Below are 18278 nucleotides of genomic sequence, written 5' to 3'. Positions count from 1 at the left end.
GGACTGAGGAGACATGGCACACAAGAAGGGCGCATCGTCCACCCGGAACGGTCGCGACTCCAACGCCCAGCGGCTCGGCGTGAAGCGCTTCGGCGGTCAGGTCGTCAACGCTGGTGAGATCCTGGTCCGCCAGCGCGGCACCCACTTCCACCCCGGCGCCGGCGTCGGCCGTGGCGGCGACGACACGCTGTTCGCCCTGCAGGCCGGTGCGGTGGAGTTCGGTACCCACCGTGGCCGCAAGGTCGTGAACATCGTTCCGGTCGCCTGAATCAGCTGATTCGGCACCGAACGCACGCGAGGCGGACCTCACTTCCCGGTCGGGAAGGCGGGTCCGCCTTTGCGCGTTAGTACCTAGACACACCCGTACTTTTCTGGAGGCACCGAACCATGACCACCTTCGTGGACCGCGTCGAACTGCACGTCGCCGCGGGTAACGGAGGCCACGGCTGTGCCTCCGTCCACCGTGAGAAGTTCAAGCCGCTGGGCGGCCCGGACGGCGGCAACGGCGGCCGTGGCGGTGACGTCGTCCTCATGGTGGACCAGTCGGTCACCACGCTGCTCGACTACCACCACTCCCCGCACCGCAAGGCCACCAACGGCAAGCCCGGCGAGGGCGGCAACCGCTCCGGCAAGGACGGCGAGGACCTGATCCTGCCGGTGCCGGACGGCACCGTCGTGCTGGACAAGGCGGGCAACGTGCTCGCCGACCTGGTCGGGCACGGGACGTCGTACGTCGCCGCGCAGGGCGGCCGGGGCGGCCTCGGCAACGCGGCGCTGGCCTCGGCCCGCCGCAAGGCGCCCGGCTTCGCGCTGCTCGGCGTGCCCGGCGACGTCCAGGACGTGGTCCTGGAGCTGAAGACCGTCGCCGACGTGGCGCTGGTCGGCTACCCGAGCGCCGGCAAGTCCTCGCTGATCTCGGTGCTGAGCGCGGCCAAGCCGAAGATCGCGGACTACCCGTTCACCACGCTGGTGCCCAACCTCGGTGTGGTCACCGCCGGTTCGACCGTCTACACCATCGCCGACGTGCCGGGTCTGATCCCGGGCGCCAGCCAGGGCAAGGGCCTCGGCCTCGAGTTCCTGCGGCACGTGGAGCGGTGCAGCGTGCTGGTGCACGTCCTGGACACCGCCACCCTGGAGTCCGACCGCGACCCGGTCTCCGACCTCGACATCATCGAGGAGGAGCTGCGGCAGTACGGCGGTCTGGACAACCGGCCCCGGATCGTCGTCCTGAACAAGGTGGACGTGCCCGACGGCAAGGACCTCGCCGAGATGGTCCGTCCCGACCTGGAGGCCCGCGGCTACCGCGTCTTCGAGGTGTCGGCGGTCGCCCACATCGGGCTGCGCGAGCTGACCTTCGCCCTGGGCGACCTGGTCGGCAAGGCGCGCGCGGCCAGGCCCAAGGAGGAGGCGACCCGGATCGTCATCCGGCCCAAGGCCGTGGACGACGCCGGTTTCACCGTCACCCGCGAGGAGGTCGGCGGCGAGCCGCTGTTCCGGGTGCGCGGCGAGAAGCCCGAACGCTGGGTGCGCCAGACCGACTTCAACAACGACGAGGCCGTCGGCTACCTCGCGGACCGGCTCAACCGCCTCGGTGTGGAAGAGCGGTTGATGAAGGCGGGCGCCCGGAGCGGCGACGGCGTGGCCATCGGGCCCGAGGAGAACGCGGTCGTCTTCGACTGGGAGCCCTCGGTCATGGCGGGCGCCGAGATGCTCGGCCGCCGCGGCGAGGACCACCGCTTCGACGCGCCCCGGCCCGCGGCCCAGCGCCGCCGGGACAAGGACGCGGAGCGGGACGAGGCGCTGCGCGAGTACGGCGACTTCGACCCCTTCGAGTGAGAGTGCGGTGACGCACGAGTGCCGGGCGCCTCTTGGGGCGCCCGGCACTCGTGTCCGGGGCGATACCGAATTGCCGCGGATTCTTGATGAAACGGATCTGTGCGGTGACATCTGTGCAGTTACTCACAGCAAATTCACGGGAGTTCACACCGGGGGCACTGGAATCACCGGGTGTGCAAGGTAAATGACAGGTTGCGATCCCCTATGCACGGGATGGCGCTCACCTTGCACTGCGCTTACCTAAAGTGGGACCATTTCACGGTTCCCTGTCGCCCCAAGGTAGGTCACCTGTGTCACAGCACATAGCCAAGCCCCGTACCACCGCAGTGATCCTGGCCGGGGGTACCGGTCAGCGGGTGGGTCTGTCGATCCCCAAGCAGCTGCTGAAGATCGCCGGCAAGGCAGTCATCGAGCACACGCTGACCACCTTCGAGAAGGCGGATTCGATCGACGACGTCATCGTGCTGATGGCGCCGGGATATGTGCCGGACATCGAGAAGATCGTGGCGAAGGCCGGATTCACGAAGGTGAAGAAGGTCATCGAGGGCGGCTCCACGCGGAACGAGACCACCGAGCGCGCCATCGCGGCCCTCGGCGAGGGCCTGCCTGAGGGCGAGGACCTCAACGTCCTTTTCCACGACGCCGTGCGCCCCTTGCTCTCGCAGCGCGTCATCGACGACTGCGTGGCGGCGCTGGAGCGCTACCAGGCGGTGGACGTCGCCATCCCGTCCGCGGACACCATCATCGTCACGCGCACCCACGGCGAGGACGGCGAGTTCATCACCGAGATCCCGGACCGCTCCCGGCTGCGCCGCGGCCAGACCCCGCAGGCCTTCAAGCTGTCCACCATCCGGCGCGCCTACGAGGTCGCCTCCGGTGACCCCAACTTCCAGGCCACGGACGACTGTTCGGTGGTCCTCAAGTACCTGCCGGACGTGCCGATCCACGTGGTGGCGGGCGACGAGTACAACATGAAGGTGACGCAGCCGGTCGACGTCTTCATCGCCGACAAGCTGTTCCAGCTCGCCTCCACCGCCGCGCCCGAGCAGAAGGGCGAGGACGTCTACCGCGAGCTGCTCACCGGCAAGACGGTGGTCATCTTCGGCGGCTCGTACGGCATCGGCAAGGACATCGCCGAGCTCGCGGAGTCCTACGGCGCACGGGTCTACGCGCTGGGCCGCTCCACCACCGGCACCCACGTGGAGAACCCGGAGGAGGTCGACGACGCGCTGTCCAAGGCGTACGCGGAGACCGGCCGGATCGACTACGTGGTCAACACCGCGGGCGTGCTGCGCATCGGCAGGCTCGCCGAGACCGACAACGCCACCATCGAGGAGGCGCTGAAGGTCAACTACCTGGCGCCGGTGCAGATCGCGCGCTCCTCCTACAAGTACCTGGCGGAGACCCAGGGCCAGCTGCTGCTGTACACCTCCAGCAGCTACACCCGGGGCCGCGCCGAGTACAGCCTCTACTCCTCCACCAAGGCCGCCATGGTGAACCTCACCCAGGCGCTGTCCGACGAGTGGGCGGGCGACGGCATCCGCGTCAACTGCGTCAACCCGGAGCGCACGGCCACCCCGATGCGCACCAAGGCCTTCGGTCAGGAGCCGGCCGGCAGCCTGCTGTCCTCCGAGGCGGTGGCCCGCACCTCCCTGGACGTGCTGCTGTCGGAGCTGACCGGTCACGTCATCGACGTCCGCCAGCAGGACCCGACCGCCGGTGCCGCCACGGCCTCCGGTTTCGAGCAGGCCCTGGCCTCCGTGTTGGACCGTCAGGACGGCGTGTAATAATTCGACAATAGCTTTTTAGGAATTCAGGCCTCTGCGATCGCTTATTCACCGGGCGTTCACAGGGGCCTGAATCCGTACACCGCGAATACCCCTACACCCTGTGCATCACCGGCATTTGCGGCATTACCGACAAAACCGGCACTCCCCCTCCCAGAGCAGGTTTCTCCGTGATATCCACCGCTATTCGCGTCGCCCGGGTGGGCAGCGCGGCCGAGCTGGCCGCGGCGGCACTCATGATCCTGGGCTACCCGGCGCTCATGCTGGCCGCGCTCGTCCCGAGCATCCCCGCCTTCGCGGCCGCGGCCCTCGTGACGTACCTGGCGGACCACTATCTGCACCGCAAGGGCAGTTATCTGATCAACCGCCTCAGCAAGGTCCGCGCCGGTCTGTCGATCCGCTTCCTGATCCGGCAGCTGCTGCTGATCCTCCTGCTGGCCCGGCTGTCCCACGCGGACGACCTGATCTTCTACGGCGCGGTCGCCTGCTTCATCGCCTTCTACGGCCTCCAGGCCCCGCACGGAGCGCTGGTCACCCTCATCCGCAACCGCCGCAAGATGCCGGTCGCGACCCGCAACGTGGACCTGAAGTCCCGCATCCGCATCCCGGACGCCCCCTCGCAGTTCCTGCTGCACCGCAGCGCGGAGAAGATGCTCCACCTCGACCTGTTCGCGGTCGTCGGCATCCTCGTCTCCGCCCACCTGGACGCCTCCGCCGCGGGCTTCGCCGGCATGTGCCTGACCATCGGCCTGGGCGTGCTCTACGTCCTGGTGCTCACGCCGTACGTGCGCGGCCGCAAGGTCCCGCCGAAGGCCGAGGTCGTCCTCGCCGCCGTCGACGACTGGCTGGCCGGCTACAAGCCCGAGACGGTGCTGTACTTCTCCGGCTCCAAGGACTCCGCCTACCAGGTCAACATGTGGCTGGAGACGATGGAGCAGCTGGAGTCCCGGCCGCTGATCCTGCTGCGCGAGCGGGTCATCCTGAACAACCTGGCGCCCACCACGGTCCCCGTCATCTGCGTGCCCGGAGGGGTGCACCTGATGAACATGGACCTGTCGACCGTGCGCGTGGCGCTGTACGCGGCCAACGTCGGCAAGAACATCCACCTGCTGCGCGTGCCCACCATGAAGCACGTCTTCATCGGCCACGGCGACAGCGACAAGCTCGCCAGCGTCAACCCGTTCAGCAAGGTCTACGACGAGGTGTGGACCGCGGGCCGGGCGGGCCGCGACCGCTACGCCATCGCCGACGTCGGGGTCCGCGACGACGACATCGTGGAGGTGGGCCGCCCGCAGCTCGCGCCCATCCAGGGCTGGCAGGGCGTGCCCGAGGGCCGCATCCCGACCGTCCTGTACGCGCCCACCTGGGAGGGCTGGGACGGCAACCCGGGCAACACCTCGATCGTGCTGGCCGGCGAGAACATCGTGAAGAAGCTGGTCGCGGCCGACCCGCCGGTGCGCGTCCTGTACAAGCCGCACCCCTTCACCGGCACCGTCTCCAAGCGGGCCGGCGCCGCCCACCAGCGGATCACCGCCCTGGTGGAGAAGGCCGCCGCCCAGCGGGCCGGCGATCCCCGGTTCACCGCCGACGCCAAGGCGATGGCGCAGGCCAAGGCCGAGCTGGCCCGCATCGAGGCCCGGCTCGCCGAGCTGGCCGGCCCGGTCGGCGAGCGCGGCGACGAGGCCGAGGCCACCCGTGACGGCGTCGTGGACGTGGCCAGGCACCGGGAGGTCGCCCGGCTGCGCGCCGAGTGGAACGACGCCTACTGGCGCTCCTTCCCGTCGTACGAGCACCGGGTGATCACCGGGGCCGAGCCGCGCCTGTACGACTGCTTCAACGTCTCCGACGCGATGGTCTCCGACATCTCCTCGGTGGTCTCCGACTTCATCGCGAGCGGCAAGCCGTACGCGGTCACCGACTCCGGCGAGCTGGGCGCCGAGGAGTTCAAGCGGCAGAACACCGCGGTGCGCGCCGCGACCATCCTGACCAACAGCGCGGCCGAGCTGGGCGAGCTGCTGGCCGCCGTGCGCGATCCGGCCGGCGACCCGCTGGCCGCGGACCGGGTGGAGCTCAAGCGCTATCTGCTGGGCCCGGACGAGCCCGCGTCGATCCAGCAGTTCAACAACGCCGTGACCGATCTCGCCGTCAAGGCGGAGGCCCGCAACGTCGGCCAGCAGGCGCGGCTGAGCGGCGAGGACGGCGGCCTGGCCGGGGCGGTGCCCGGACCGCGCACCGCGACCGCCGGCGACCCCGACGGCGTGAACGCCGGCTGACGCCCGTAGCCGAGCAGGGCCGGCCCCGGGAGACGCTCCCGGGGCCGGCCCTTTTCCGCGCTCTTGCCGCGGTTTTCCCCGGTTCTCGCCCGCCGTTCAGGTTTCCTGCGCCGTCTCTTACCCGGACCGCCGGTCGCGCGCGCACGGGTCTTACCGGCCCTGCGTACTCTCGGGCCGTGCCACCCCCAGGCGGCCCGTCCGCAGGGGGCGGTGTGACATGTACCACTCATGGCCGTGCGGAGGGCAACCGCTTCCCCTTCTTGCCCGTCTAACAAGGTGCCATTGCGGCGAAACACGGGGGAATGTTCCTTTTGCAAGGGGGAAGTGTGACCGTCGGGACGCAGCCTGATGTGACAGTGATCATCGGGGCGTACGAAGCGATGCCGTATCTGGTCGAGTGCCTGGCCTCCGTCGAGGCGCAGACCATCGACCCGGCGCGCCTGGAGGTCATCGCCGTCGACGACGGTTCCACCGACGGCACCGGGGAGTGCCTGGAGGAGTTCGCCGCCCGCGCGCCCATGCCGGTCACCGTGATCCGCCAGGAGAACTCCGGCGGCCCCAGCGGCCCGCGCAACGTCGGCCTCGGCAAGGCGGCCGGACGCTACGTCTTCTTCCTCGACGCCGACGACCGGCTGGGCCCCGAGGCCCTGGAGCGCATGGTCGCCATGGCCGACGAGAACGGCACCGACGTCGTGCTCGGCCGGGTCGAGGGCATCAACCGCACCCCGCCGAAGTCCATGTGGGGCAAGACGCTGCCGCGGACCGACGTCTTCTCCTCCAACATCAAGTTCACGCTCAGCGCCCAGAAGATGTTCCGCCGCGCGCTGCTGGAGCGGCACGGCATGCGGTTCGACGAATCGCTGTTCACCGGCGAGGACGCGCTGTTCACGCTGGAGGCGTATCTGCGCGCGGACGGCGTCTCCGTGCTCGCCGACTACACCTGCTACTACCTGGTCGGCCGCGACGACGGCAAGCACGTCACCAAGACCGGCAGCTACACCCTGCGCTTCGACTCCGCGCGCGCCCTGATGGCGCTGATCGAGGAGATGGTGCCAGCCGGCGACAAGCGCGACATCCTCATGGTCCGGCCCTTCCTGATCACCCTGCTGCCGCAGTTCGGGCCGAAGTTCCTCAAGGACAGCGAGGAAGTGCGGCGCCACAAGCTGGAGCTGGCCAAGCCGCTCATGGACGCCCACTGGACCCCCGGAGTGGCCCGGCGGCTGCGGGTCCACGAACGGCTGCGGCTGCACCTGGTCGCCCGCCAGCGCCCCGAACTCCTGCTGGACGTCCTGGAGTTCATGAAGGCGAAGAAGGAGCCCGAGGCGCGGCTGGAGAAGCGCGGCACCCAGGTCTACCTGGCGTACCCGCACTTCCGGTCGAAGGCGGCCGGCATCCCCGACGACATCTACCTCGCCGAGCCCCGGGAGGCCCGCGCCGTCCCGGGCTACCGCGCGGCCGCCGCCAACACCTTCCTGCGCCGCGCGGTGCGCAAGGTCCGCCGCACCCTGCGCGCGCGGCACTTCAAGGCGGCGGCCTGAGGGCCGCCCGCCCCGGGCTCACTGCTGCTGCCGGCCCGACTGAAGCGCGCGCTTGAGGGGCCGGCCCACCGCCCGGCGGGCGCGCCGGTAGACCGACGGGGCGGCCGCCGCGCCCTGCGCCTTCTTCGCCCGCGCCAGCTCCTTGCGCAGCTCGGCGTTGTCCTGGGTCAGTTCGCTGACCTGGGTGTGCAGCCAGGAGAAGCGGCCGCTGAGGGAGGCCGGGTCGGAGTCGTTCCAGGGCCGCACGCCCGGCGGGAACGGCAGCGAGCGCATCCGCTTCTCGAAGGCCGCGCCGCCGTCGCCGTGGGTGAAGGTGTTCCGCAGCCCGTTGCGCTCCATGAACCCCGTGAACCGCGCGAAGCGCTCGCCGTGGTTGCCGACCAGGGCGCCGAAGTCGGCCTGCGCGTACAGCAGCGCCGGGTCGGCCGAGGCCGGGTCCTTCGCGGCCTGGTCCAGGCGCCGGTGCGGGATCTCGAAGTAGCGGCACAGCTCCAGGGTGCGCGAGTCGCCGCACAGCACCGTCGCGGGTGTGCCGGCCAGCAGCGCGGCGATGTTGCCGTGGATGCGGGAGCCGAAGGAGAAGTCGAACCGGCGCAGGTCCTCGATCCAGGTGCGCGGATCCACGTACACCCGCACCTGGTCCGCCCGGTACATCGGGTGCTCCGGGTGCGTCGGCATCGCGGTCAGCCGGGCGTTGGGGTCCGTCAGGTCCCGCCAGTGCAGCTGCCGCGCGTCGCTGAGGTTCTGCCCGACGAAGCGCAGGTTCGGGTAGCGCGACCGCGTCCGGTCGAGGATCTTGTCGAAGCCCTGGCTGCGTATCGCGCCGTGCGAGCCGTTGACCGAGATCCGCGAGTCGGGCGTCAGCTCGGGCACCCGCTTGCGCACGTCGAGGTCGGGGCCGTGCAGGAACAGGGACGGACAGCCGATGACCTCGACGTCGTTGAAGCCCATGTCCTTCAGATACCGCTCGGTGAACTCGCCGCGCACCCCGATGGAGGCGCTGCGCTCCAGGACCGCCGCGCAGAAGTCCCGCACGGCGGGCTCCATGCGCTTGAGCCGCGCCGGGTCGTAGCCCACCCCGGTCTGCGCGCCGACGCCGAGCACCACGACCGGGATGCGCAGCCGGGAGATGAACCGGGTCAGCCGGGTCAGCGCGGCCTCGAAGGAGGGGCGGAAGGCGTTGGCGAGCGGCACCACGAAGGCGTCGTACTCCTCGTTGACCCGCGCCGCCGCGGCCAGGTCGGTCCGTACACCCCCCGAGACCACCTCGGTGCCCGGCACTTCGAGGATCTTGTGCGCCGCCTCCTGGAACACCAGGTTCCCGGAGTTGGTGGCGATCACGTCCCGGTGCAGGGCCTCTTCGACGGACAGGACGTCGTACGGGTTCTTGCCCGAGCGGAGCAGAATGCGCTTTTGCTGGCGAACGCTGGATGACACGGTGATCAACATAAGTTTGCCCGAGATTTAATTTCTATAGGCAACCGGTACAACCTTTTTGCCGTGAGCAAATCGTGAGCAAACGATGACCGAGCGTGGCGGCACCTGGTGTGGAGTGCGGCGACGGTCGCATCGCGTCCAGCCGGCGAAACCGGGGCGCGGCGGATGTGTCCGGTCGCGTACATTGCGCAGCACGCAGGCGAACCCGGGTGAAAGGGACGACGGCAAGGTGGGAAGTGCAAGGCGGGGCGTCGCTCAGGCGCGCAGGGTTGTCGTCAAGGTGGGGTCCTCCTCGCTGACCACCGCCGCGGGCGGACTCGACGCCGACCGGGTCGACGCCCTGGTGGACGTGCTGGCCACCAGCAGGCGCAAGGGCGACAGGGAGATCGTGCTGGTGTCCTCCGGCGCCATCGCCGCCGGGCTCGCGCCGCTCGGGCTGCGCCGCCGTCCCCGTGACCTCGCCCGCCAGCAGGCCGCCGCCAGCGTCGGCCAGGGACTGCTCGTCGCCCGCTACACCGCCTCCTTCGCCCGCTACGGCATCCGCGTCGGCCAGGTCCTGCTCACCAGCGACGACATGAGCCGCCGCGCCCACCACCGCAACGCCTCCCGCACCCTCGACAAGCTGCTCGCCATGGGCGCCCTCCCGGTCGTCAACGAGAACGACACCGTCGCCACCGACGAGATCCGCTTCGGCGACAACGACCGCCTCGCCGCCCTCGTCGCCCACCTCGTCCACGCCGATCTGCTCGTCCTCCTCTCCGACGTCGACGGCGTCTACGACGGCGACCCCGGCAGGCCCGGCACCTCCCGGATAGCGGAGGTGCGCGGCGCCGAGGACCTCGCGGGCGTGGAGATCGGCAGCGCGGGCAAGGCCGGCGTCGGCACCGGCGGCATGGTCACCAAGGTCGAGGCCGCCCGGATCGCGGCCGCCGCCGGCATCCCCGTGGTGCTGACCAGCGCGGTGCACGCGGCGGACGCCCTCGGTGGCGGCGACACCGGCACCTACTTCCACCCCACCGGCAAGCGCTCCGCCGACCGGCTGCTCTGGCTCCAGCACGCCTCCACCCCCCAGGGCGCGCTCATCCTGGACGACGGCGCCGTGGACGCGGTGGTCAGGGGCCGCAAGTCGCTGCTGCCCGCCGGGATCGCCGCCGTCGAGGGCGAGTTCGGCGCCGGCGACCCGGTCGAGCTGCGGGACACCTCGGGCCGCGCGGTCGCCCGCGGCCTCGTCGGCTTCGACGCCAGGGAGATCCCCCCGATGATCGGACGTTCGACCCACGAGCTGGCGCGCGAACTGGGTCCCGCGTACGAACGCGAGGTCGTACACAGGGACGATCTGGTGCTGCTGCGCTCGTAAAACGGGGCGTACCCCGGGCCTCCGGTGGGGGACGTTCCGTAAAACCGCCCCGCGAAGCCTTACGGCCTGCTCAACTTTGTGTCGGAGACATCTTTCCGAGCACTTGGGTGAAGGAGGCCGTCGTGAGACGAGTGCGCCCTGGGGGGACCACCCGAGGTGCCCTGACGAGCGTCGCGGCCGGGGACACCTACGAGGAACCCAGGGACCTGCCCCGGCTGTGGCACGTCACCCTCAGCGTGGCCGGCCCCGGCGTCCCCCTCACGGAGCTGCGCCGGTCCCTCGAACAACTGGCTCACGACCACCCCTTCCTGCTGACCAGCAGATACGCGAGCGACCACGCGGAGATCCGGTACTGGGAAGAGGCCCGCGACCTGCACGACGCGGCAGCCGTCGCGCTGCGCCTGTGGGGCGAGCACCGGCTCAGCGCCGGACTGCCCCCGTGGGAGATCGTCGGCCTGGAGGTCGTCGACCGGGAGACGTACCACCAGCGTGTCGCCGAGGGATACGGGCCGCCGCCCGCGGTGCCCGTGGGGGTCCACCCCTTCTGAGCCCTTACGGGCGATTGCGTCTCGGGGTGTGGAACGTGCGCGGAAGGGCTCCGCACCGCGCACTACCCTTCCCCCATGACCACGCTCTCGCCGTACGACTCGATGTCCCCGGTCACCCAGGCCGCCTACCGGGCCAAGGCCGCCGCCGCCGACCTCGCGCCGCTGCCGCGCGCCGCGAAGGACGACGCCCTGCTCGCCATCGCCGACGCGCTGGAGGTCCGCACCGGCGAGATCGTCGAGGCCAACGCCGAGGACGTGGCCAAGGCGCGGGCGAACGGCACCAGCGAGGCCATCGTGGACCGGCTCACCCTCACCCCCGAGCGGGTCCGCGCCATCGCCTCCGACGTCCGCGACGTCGCCGGGCTGCCCGACCCGGTCGGCGAGGTGGTGCGCGGCTCCACCCTGCCCAACGGCATCGACCTGCGCCAGGTCCGCGTCCCGCTCGGTGTCGTCGGCATCATCTACGAGGCCCGCCCCAACGTCACCGTCGACGCCGCCGCGCTCTGCCTCAAGTCCGGCAACGCCGTGCTGCTGCGCGGCTCCGCCTCCGCCTACGCGTCCAACACCGCCCTGGTCCGGGTGATCCGGGACGCGGTCGGCGGCGCCGGGCTGCCCGCCGACGCCGTGCAGCTGGTGCCGGGGGAGAGCCGCGAGTCCGTGCGCGAGCTGATGCGCGCCCGCGGCCTGGTCGACGTCCTCATCCCGCGCGGCGGCGCCTCCCTGATCCGGACCGTGGTCAACGAGTCCACCGTGCCCGTCATCGAGACCGGCACCGGCAACTGCCACGTCTACGTCGACGCGCGGGCCGACATCGACATGGCGGTCGACATCCTGGTCAACTCCAAGGCGCAGCGGGTCAGCGTGTGCAACGCCGCCGAGACCCTGCTGGTCCACCAGGACATCGCCGCCGAGTTCCTGCCGCGCGCCCTGGACGCGCTGGCCGAGGCCGGCGTCACCGTGCACGCCGACGAGCGGGTCATGGCCTACGCCAAGGACTCCAAGGCCACCGTGGTCGAGGCCACCCCGGAGGACTGGGAGACGGAGTACCTGTCGTACGACATCGCCGCCGCCGTGGTGGACTCCCTCGACAAGGCCGTCGAACACATCCGGCTGTGGAGCTCCGGGCACACCGAGGCGATCGTCACCACCTCGCAGCAGGCCGCCCGCCGGTTCACCCGATTGGTGGACTCGACCACGGTCGCCGTGAACACCTCCACCCGGTTCACCGACGGCGGCCAGTTCGGCTTCGGCGCGGAGATCGGCATCTCCACGCAGAAGCTGCACGCCCGGGGCCCGATGGGGCTGCCGGAGCTGACCAGCACCAAGTACATCGTCACCGGCGACGGGCACGTGCGGCGCTGACTTCCGGGCGTCTCAGCCCGTGGATGAATTTCCATACCGTCTGCCCAAATTGACCCCCCAGGTCTACTCTGGATGCGTGCCGGAGGACGTGGGGGGCACGCCGTTCCCGGACGGCTGGGAGCCCGACGACGACCACGACCGCGGGGTGTCGGACGAAGAGTTCGCCTCCGTGGTCTTCGACGAGGCCTTCGTACGGGCGGCGGTGGTCCGCGAGCCGTCCGCCGTCGAACGCCTCCTCGCCGCGGCGGAGGCCAGAGCCGAGGCCGAGGCCCGCCGGGCCCGGGCCCGCAGCGAGCGGTACGACGACACCTACGCGAGCGCCGACCTCGTCGACGACGCGGACGACGAGCCGGACGACCTGGACGACGTCCACGCCCTCGACCACGGCCCCTTCGACGGCCACGGCAGACAGGCCCGCTGGCACCGCCCGGTGGCCTGGGTCCTCGCCGTGGTGATCGGCGTCGGCATGGTCGCCCTGGCCTTCGCAGCGGTCTACCGGGGCACGTCCTCGGGCACCCGGGACCAACTCCCGCCCGCCACCCCGACGGGCCTGAACCAGGCCACGTCGGCGCCGTCCGCCGCCCCGGCCCGGCCCCAGGTGTCGGCGGTCCCGCACACTCCCTGACCGCCCCGGCCGTGGTGAGCCCCTGTCAGAAGTTGGCGTGGAGCGCGGCGTTTACCCGGCGTCCCCGGAACCCACTCTGAAAGTATGGGCGGGCCTGGAGACCCACCGGAGGGGACACCCGAGGGCGGCCCCGGTGGTGCCGAGGACGAGTACCGATCCGTCGTGTTCGACGAGTCGTTCGTCCGTGCTGCCCGTCTCCAGGAGTACTCCGCCGAGGAGCGGATGGCCGACCACGCGCCCGCCGTGCGCCGCCGCTCGCCGCTCCGCCCGGGGCTCGTCCGCCAGGCCATGATCCTCGTCCTGCTGCTGGCCGTGGCCTTCTGCACCGCCGTCTACATGGGGGTGCGCCACCCCGACGACTCCGCCCGGGCCCCGCGGCCCGCGCAGCCCCTGCGGACGACCGTCATACCGCTGGCCCCGCAGGGCAGGGTGCCCGGCGGGACGGACGCCGAGGCGCTGTACGCGCACAGCCCCGCGGCCGGGTTCGACATCGGCGCCGAGGGCGTCCCGCTGCCGGCCGCGCGCGGTACCGCCCACTTCTCCGACAGCCAGGTCATGGCGGCGCTGACCACGGTCAAGGACTACATCGTGCGCTCCGCGCTCTATCCCGAGGTGCTCAGCGGCCGTACGGCGGCCCCCGCGCGGGCCCTGGTGGACTCCGACCAGCTGGCCCAGTTCGACCAGAGCTTCGACCACCCGGCGGCGGACGGCCGGCACGCCGCCACCGGCTGGGTGGTGCGCCTCGACCCGTCCCGGGCCCGGCTGGCCGACGACCGGGTCCGCGTCCAGGGCGACCTGAGCGCCACCGAGGCCGACCCGGCCGCGCTGGACGTCACCGCCGACCACACCTTCGTCTACGCCCTGCGCCCGGCCGGCGCCGCGAGCGCGCGGGTGTCCCTGTTCACGGTCCGCCGCGCGCTGACCTTCCGGCTCACCCGCGACGACCTGCGCACCCGCCAGGTCCAGCTGGTCACGGCCGATGTCGAGGCCGGGCCCCTGTCCTGCGCCGACGACTCCACGTCCTACCTGCGCCCCCTCCTGGCCGGGCAGACCTCCCACCCGGGCAGCCCCGCCGCCACCGACCCCTACGCGACCGAGACCCCCGCCTCCCTGTGCGGCACCCTCGCGCGGGCCTCCCAGCCAGGGACGTAGACGCGGGGCCCGGGCGGGGGCTTCGGACGCCGTCGGGCCCCTTGTGCTACTGCGCCTCCGTGGCCGGGCCGTTCTTCGGCGGGGGCGGGCTCTTGAAGCCGTCGAAGCCGCGCTTGACCCGGCCGCCCAGGTCGCCCGCGCCGCCCGCGAGGTCGCTGACCAGCTTCATCAGCGGATCCTTGGAGGACTTCACGTCGCTCGCATAGCTCGCCGCGGACTCGCGGAAGGAGTCGCCGAAGGAGGCGTCCTTGTCCTCGTCCCGCCGCGGGTAGTGGCCGTCCATGATCCGCTGGTGGTCCCGCGACTCGGCCCACCGCTTCAGCTCGGCCGCCCGCACGGTGGTGAACGGGTGTGAGCGGGGCAGCACGTTGAGGATCTTCAGCACGGAGTCGCGCAGATCACCCCCGGAGTCGTACTCCTCCGCCTGCTCCAGGAACGCGTCCACGTTCATCTCGTGCAGGTGGTTGCCGCCCGCGATCTTCATCAGGCCGCGCATCGAGGCCCGTACGTCCTGGCCCACCAGCAGCCCGGCCCGGTCGGCGGACAGCTCCGACTTGCGGAACCACTCCCGCAGCGCCGTGACGAGCCCCATGATCGCCAGATTGCCCAGCGGGATCCACGCCACCTTCAGTGCCAGGCTGGTCAGGAAGAGCAGGATCGTGCGGTACACCGAGTGGCCGGACAGCGCGTGGCCCACCTCGTGCCCGACGACCGCCCGCATCTCCTCCTCGTCCAGGAGCTCCACCAGGCCCGTGGTGACCACGATGATCGGCTCGTCGAGGCCGATGCACATCGCGTTCGGCTGCGGGTCCTGCGTGACGTACATCGGCGGGACCTTCGCCAGGTCCAGGATGTAGCAGGCGTCCAGCAGCATGTCGTGCAGATGACCGAACTGCCGCTCGGAGACCCGCACCGAGTCGGACAGGAACAGCAGTCTGAGGCTCCGCTCCGGCAGCAGCCCGCTGAGCGCCTTGAACACCTGGTCGAAGCCGCTGAGCTTGCGCAGCGCCACCAGTGCGGAGCGGTCCGCCGGATGCTCGTACGCACGCGAGGAGATCCCCGGGAAGCGCGTCCGCTGCCTGCCGGGCACCCGCTCGTGCCCGCCCTGCCCATCGCCGTCGTGCATGTCTTCCCCCAACTGCGTCCGAGAGTGCCGTGCCCCCGAGGCGGGACACAGCCTAGGCGGAGATACCGTGGACGGGCAGACAGCCGAAGGAGTCCACGCCATGGAGCACCACCCCGCAGCCGCCCGGCTGACCGAGGCCGCAGCGAACGCCGTCCAGCAGCACGGGGGCGGAGGAGGGAACCTGCTCCGCATCGTGCTGGTCGTGATGATCCTGGGCTGCGTGCTGACCGCCTGGTTCCTGCTGCGCGGCTACAAGCAGAAGGACGACTGACCCCCGCCGGGAGTTCCCTGCCCGGGCCGTGGCGCCCGCCCGGCGGTCCCCAACGGCGGAGTCGGCGTGATCGCCGAAGGACCGCCCGCATACGATGAGCCGACATCTTTATCCCGCCCACACGCGAAGGTCCCGCCGAAGATGATGCTCAACAGCGCAGCCCAGTTGGTCTCCCTTGCAGCCGAAGAGGGCGGCCACCACGACAGCCTGAACCCCGCCGTCACCGGCGGCAGCGCCCTCGTCATCCTGCTCCTGCTGCTGTGGATCACCACCCGCTTCAACCGCGACCGCTGAGCCGAGACCCCGGCCGGGCGTCCCGGACCGGGCCGGTAGGGTCTGCACGCATGGGAGAGCAGGACATGCCTACCGGCCCGGCGCACACGAAGGCCGCCGACGACACGGTGAACGAGCCGCACTACCGGCGGCACCGGCCGGGTCACGGCCCCGTCCGCCCGGGCAAGCGGCGGCTGGGCGTCATGGGCGGCACCTTCGACCCGATCCACCACGGGCACCTCGTGGCGGCCAGCGAGGTCGCCGCGCAGTTCGAGCTGGACGAGGTGGTGTTCGTACCCACCGGCGAGCCCTGGCAGAAGTCGCATCGCCGGGTCTCCCCGGCCGAGGACCGCTATCTGATGACGGTCATCGCCACCGCCGAGAACCCGCAGTTCTCCGTCAGCCGCATCGACATCGACCGCGGCGGCCCCACCTACACCGTGGACACCCTGCGCGACCTGCGCGCCCTCAACCCCGACACCGACCTGTTCTTCATCACCGGTGCCGACGCCCTCGCCCAGCTGCTGACCTGGCGCGACAGCGAGGAGCTGTTCTCGCTCGCGCACTTCATCGGCGTCACCCGGCCCGGCCACCACCTCAGCGACAAGGGCCTGCCGGAGGGCGGCGTCTCCCTCGTCGAGGTCCCCGCGCTCGCCATCTCCTCCACGGACTGCCGGGCGAGAGTCGCCAAGGGGGACCCCATCTGGTACATGGTGCCGGACGGAGTCGTGCGCTACATCGACAAGCGCGAGCTGTACCGCGGCGAGTGAGCCGAGAGGGGCACCACCGGTGAACGACCGATACGACGCGGGTGACGCCGGCCACGGCGCCGGCCCGTACGAGCTCGTCGGCTACGACGAGTACGGCCAGCCCGTGTACCGCCAGGTTCCGGCACAGCAGGCGCCGAACGGGTCCTACGACCCCTACGGCCGGCAGCACCAGCAGCAGGACTACGGCTACGACCCCTATGCCGCGGGCACCCAGCAGCCCGCGCCGCCCTACGGGTCGTACGACACCGGGCAGCAGCCGCCGGCCACCGCCTACCCCGGGTACGACGCCCACCCCGGCTACGACCCCTACGGCACCCAGGCCCCCGGCCACCAGGCGCACCCCGGGTACGACCCCTACGGGCAGGCGGCGAGCAGCGGGCCCCAGCCCCGGGTCGCCGAGCAGACCGCCCACATCCCCCAGCAGGCCGGCCCGGCCGACGACGCCCGGCACGACCCGTACGCCGGGCCGCGGAGCGACGAGCCGGCACACGACCCGTACGCCGAACTGCGCGGCGACGAGCCCGCGCACGACCCCTACGGGGAACCGCGGCCCGAGGACGGCCGCCCCGACCCCTACGCGGAACTCGCCGCCGACGACACCCCCGGCGAACCGGACTACCGCACCGAGCAGTTCGCCTTCGTGGAGGAGCCGGACGGCGACTCCGAGGACGTCATCGACTGGCTGAAGTTCACCGAGAACCGCACCGAGCGACGCGAGGAGGCCCGCCGCCGCGCCCGCGGCCGGCTCGTCGCCCTCGCCGTGGTCCTCGCCCTCGTGGCCGTCGGCGGCGTCGGCTACCTCTGGTACGCCGGGAAGCTGCCCTTCCTGTCCTCCTCCGGCGGCGCGGCCGGCACGGACACGGCGGTCGGCGCCCAGAAACGCGACGTGATCGTCGTCCACCTGCACAACACCGGCAAGCGCGGCACCTCCACGGTGCTGCTGGTCGACAACACCACCACCAAGCAGGGCAGCACCGTGCTGCTGCCCAACTCGCTGGCGCTGACCGACGACGACGGTTCCACCACGACGCTCGCCAAGTCGGTCGACGACGACGGCTCCTCCGGCACCCGCGACCAGCTCAACACCGTCCTCGGCACCGACATCCAGGGCACCTGGCGCCTGGACACCCCCTATCTCCAGAACCTGGTCGACCTGGTCGGCAACATCGACATCGACACCAACACCGACGTGCCCGACCCGGACGCCAAGAAGAAGGGCACCGAGCCGCTCGTCACCAAGGGCGCCGACCAGACCCTCAGCGGCAAGATGGCCGTCGCCTACGCCACCTACCGGGCCCCGGGCGAAACGGACAGTGCCCAGCTGGAGCGGTTCGGACAGGTCCTCCAGGGCGTCCTGCGCAAGATCTCCTCCGACCCGGCCGACGCCACGGTCACCGTGCAGTCCCTCGCGCAGATCCTCGACCCCTCGCTCACCGACAAGGACCTCGGCGCCTTCCTCGCCAAGCTCGCCGACCTGGCCAAGAGCGGCGCCTACAAGACCGCCCTGCTGCCCGTGCAGCCCGACGGCACCCTCAGCGCGCAGACCGGCGACAGCGTGGTCAAGGACATCCTGGGCGGCACCGCCAAGAGCCCCGACGCCGGCTCCGCGGTCCGGGTCTCCGTGCAGAACGCCACCGGCGTCAAGGACGACACCCAGCAGGCCCGCGTGGTGCTCCTCAACGGCGGCTTCACCTTCCTGGAGGGCGGCAGCGGCGGCACCCAGGCCATCTCCAAGGTCGTCTACCAGGACGCCGCCGACAAGCAGAACGCGACCGAGGTCGCCAAGACCCTCGGCCTGCCCGCCGGCGCCGTGGCCAAGGGCACGGTCTCCTCGGGCGCCGACGTCTCGGTCGTCCTGGGCCGGGACTACCGGCCGTCCGGTTCCTGACCCCGGCCGGGGCACCCCCGCAATCGCGTGGGGTG

At 71.3% G+C, this 18278-nt stretch carries 16 protein-coding genes; 14 read left to right on the top strand and 2 right to left on the bottom strand.

The annotated features are described in order from the left end of the window. Positions 1-13 precede the first annotated feature (13 nt). From rpmA to ACSP97_RS12905, 5 genes are all read left to right on the top strand, one after another. Positions 14-268 carry a 50S ribosomal protein L27 gene (gene rpmA / locus ACSP97_RS12925; protein WP_023550764.1) on the top strand — a complete coding sequence of 85 codons (255 nt, stop codon included), beginning with the start codon at positions 14-16 and terminating at the stop codon, positions 266-268. A gap of 119 nt (positions 269-387) precedes the next feature. Then, positions 388-1836, top strand: a complete 1449-nt coding sequence (gene obgE / locus ACSP97_RS12920) for a GTPase ObgE (protein ID WP_355144691.1) — start codon at positions 388-390, stop codon at positions 1834-1836. A 290-nt stretch (positions 1837-2126) separates the two neighbouring features. Then, the gene (locus ACSP97_RS12915) at positions 2127-3623 is read left to right on the top strand and encodes a bifunctional cytidylyltransferase/SDR family oxidoreductase (protein ID WP_355530100.1); all 1497 of its coding nucleotides are present in this window, start codon (positions 2127-2129) and stop codon (positions 3621-3623) included. A 170-nt stretch (positions 3624-3793) separates the two neighbouring features. Further along, positions 3794-5896 (top strand): hypothetical protein, encoded by a 2103-nt coding sequence (locus tag ACSP97_RS12910; RefSeq protein WP_355327361.1) that lies wholly within the window; start codon positions 3794-3796, stop codon positions 5894-5896. A 326-nt stretch (positions 5897-6222) separates the two neighbouring features. Then, positions 6223-7434 carry a glycosyltransferase family 2 protein gene (locus ACSP97_RS12905; protein WP_355144685.1) on the top strand — a complete coding sequence of 404 codons (1212 nt, stop codon included), beginning with the start codon at positions 6223-6225 and terminating at the stop codon, positions 7432-7434. Between the two features lie 18 nt (positions 7435-7452). Here the strand turns inward: ACSP97_RS12905 and ACSP97_RS12900 are convergent, their stop codons facing one another. Continuing rightward, positions 7453-8883: a polysaccharide pyruvyl transferase family protein gene (locus tag ACSP97_RS12900; RefSeq protein ID WP_440557554.1), complete on the bottom strand. Its 1431-nt coding sequence runs from the start codon at positions 8881-8883 to the stop codon at positions 7453-7455. 217 nt (positions 8884-9100) lie between these two features. On the opposite strand from ACSP97_RS12900, the gene proB reads away from it, so the two are divergent. The 5 genes from proB to ACSP97_RS12875 all read left to right on the top strand — a co-directional run bounded on the left by proB (position 9101) and on the right by ACSP97_RS12875 (position 13915). Beyond that, entirely contained in the window at positions 9101-10228 is a 1128-nt protein-coding gene (gene proB, locus ACSP97_RS12895; RefSeq protein ID WP_355327358.1) for a glutamate 5-kinase, read from the top strand. A 122-nt stretch (positions 10229-10350) separates the two neighbouring features. Beyond that, the gene (locus ACSP97_RS12890; protein WP_070027071.1) at positions 10351-10776 is read left to right on the top strand and encodes a hypothetical protein; all 426 of its coding nucleotides are present in this window, start codon (positions 10351-10353) and stop codon (positions 10774-10776) included. Between the two features lie 75 nt (positions 10777-10851). Next, positions 10852-12138, top strand: a complete 1287-nt coding sequence (locus ACSP97_RS12885; protein ID WP_355144679.1) for a glutamate-5-semialdehyde dehydrogenase — start codon at positions 10852-10854, stop codon at positions 12136-12138. 76 nt (positions 12139-12214) lie between these two features. Continuing rightward, positions 12215-12763, top strand: a complete 549-nt coding sequence (locus ACSP97_RS12880; RefSeq protein WP_440557551.1) for an SCO2584 family spore wall biosynthesis protein — start codon at positions 12215-12217, stop codon at positions 12761-12763. An 84-nt stretch (positions 12764-12847) separates the two neighbouring features. Beyond that, complete coding sequence (locus tag ACSP97_RS12875; protein ID WP_355144675.1) at positions 12848-13915, top strand: SCO2583 family membrane protein; 1068 nt, start codon at positions 12848-12850, stop codon at positions 13913-13915. Positions 13916-13961: 46 nt separating this feature from the next. Here ACSP97_RS12875 and ACSP97_RS12870 read toward each other — a convergent pair whose 3' ends face one another. Then, entirely contained in the window at positions 13962-15041 is a 1080-nt protein-coding gene (locus ACSP97_RS12870; protein WP_382014103.1) for a M48 family metallopeptidase, read from the bottom strand. Between the two features lie 100 nt (positions 15042-15141). Here ACSP97_RS12870 and ACSP97_RS12865 point away from each other — a divergent pair, with 100 nt between their 5' ends. From ACSP97_RS12865 to ACSP97_RS12850, 4 genes are all read left to right on the top strand, one after another. Continuing rightward, positions 15142-15312, top strand: a complete 171-nt coding sequence (locus ACSP97_RS12865) for a hypothetical protein (protein ID WP_107409123.1) — start codon at positions 15142-15144, stop codon at positions 15310-15312. Positions 15313-15453: 141 nt separating this feature from the next. Further along, entirely contained in the window at positions 15454-15606 is a 153-nt protein-coding gene (locus tag ACSP97_RS12860; protein WP_180331113.1) for a hypothetical protein, read from the top strand. Positions 15607-15656: 50 nt separating this feature from the next. Further along, entirely contained in the window at positions 15657-16355 is a 699-nt protein-coding gene (nadD, locus tag ACSP97_RS12855) for a nicotinate-nucleotide adenylyltransferase (protein ID WP_355144670.1), read from the top strand. Positions 16356-16374: 19 nt separating this feature from the next. Beyond that, positions 16375-18243 (top strand): LytR C-terminal domain-containing protein, encoded by a 1869-nt coding sequence (locus tag ACSP97_RS12850; protein WP_388310587.1) that lies wholly within the window; start codon positions 16375-16377, stop codon positions 18241-18243. Positions 18244-18278: the final 35 nt, after the last annotated feature.

Origin of the sequence: Streptomyces sp. SCPE 10, assembly GCF_051980735.1 — a bacterium.
Taxonomy (GTDB): Bacteria; Actinomycetota; Actinomycetes; order Streptomycetales; family Streptomycetaceae; genus Streptomyces; species Streptomyces misionensis.
The sequence above is the reverse complement of the archived record's forward strand: the minus strand, read 5'-3'. Positions and strand labels throughout refer to the sequence as shown.